Origin of the sequence: Paracraurococcus lichenis, assembly GCF_030657435.1 — a bacterium.
Classification (GTDB): domain Bacteria; phylum Pseudomonadota; class Alphaproteobacteria; order Acetobacterales; family Acetobacteraceae; genus Paracraurococcus; species Paracraurococcus lichenis.
In genome coordinates, this window is record NZ_JAUTWS010000341.1 from 1 (window position 1) to 990 (window position 990).

Consider the following 990-nt stretch of genomic DNA (forward strand, 5'->3'; position numbering starts at 1 on the left):
CCCCCGGTGTCAGAAAAGTTGTCGCGTGTATAGAACCGCGGAATGAAGGGGGCGCGGGTAAGCGAGAGTGGCTCGATACGGCAAAGCATTCAGGGATCGCATCGTCGCGCGGCTGCTGCCGCCGGAGAGTGCGGCCATCGACGTGGTCTCGCGCGACACGGGGGTCAGTGTTGCCACCCTGGAGCGGTGGCGGGCGCAGGCCCTGGCCGCACCCGGCGAGCTGGCCAGCAGCCAGCGTTGGACGCCGGCGGCGCGGCTGGAGGCGGTGATCACCACGGCAGCGATGGACGAGGCCGCCCGCAGCGCCTGGTGCCGCGAGCAAGGCCTCTACCTCGCTGAGCTCGAGGCCTGGAAGCACGACGCGATGGCCGGTCTGGGCGAACCGCGGGCGGCGAGCGCCGTCGAGGCCCGGCAGGACCGGCGGCGGGTGAAGGAGCTCGAGCGCGAGCTGCATCGCAAGGACAAGGCGCTGGCCGAGACGGCTGCCTTGCTGGTGCTGGCAAAAAAACTGAAGGCGGTCTTCCGCGACGGCGAGGACGAATGACCTGCCGGGAAGACCGCATGACCCTCACGAGCGAGATCACGACGGCCTGCGTCGCCGGCGCCCGGCTGGCCCCGGCCTGCCACCTCGCCGGCATCGACGTTCGGACCTTCCAGCGCTGGCGCGCCGGTGAGGACGAGGTGACGATCGACCGCCGGCCCGAGGCTGTCCGGCCCAAGCCAGCGCACGCCCTCAGCGAGGCCGAGCGGGCGCGCATCATCGAGCTGGCCAACCAGCCGCGCTTCGCCAGCACGCCGCCGGCCCGCATCGTCCCGGCGCTGGCCGACGAAGGCATCTATGTCGGCAGCGAGGCGAGCTTCCACCGCGTGCTGCGTGACCACGGCCAGATGCAGCGCCGTGGTCGGGCCCGCCCACCGCGGAGCACGAGCCCGCCCAGCACGCATGTAGCCACCGGCCCGGGGCAGGTCTGGTGCTGGGATGTCACGTTC

At 71.8% G+C, this 990-nt stretch carries 1 pseudogene; it reads left to right on the plus strand.

What is annotated here, in order from left to right:
• Window positions 1-67: 67 nt before the first annotated feature.
• Window positions 68-990, plus strand: a pseudogene (locus Q7A36_RS40115) (IS3-like element ISAzo10 family transposase); the annotation flags it as partial.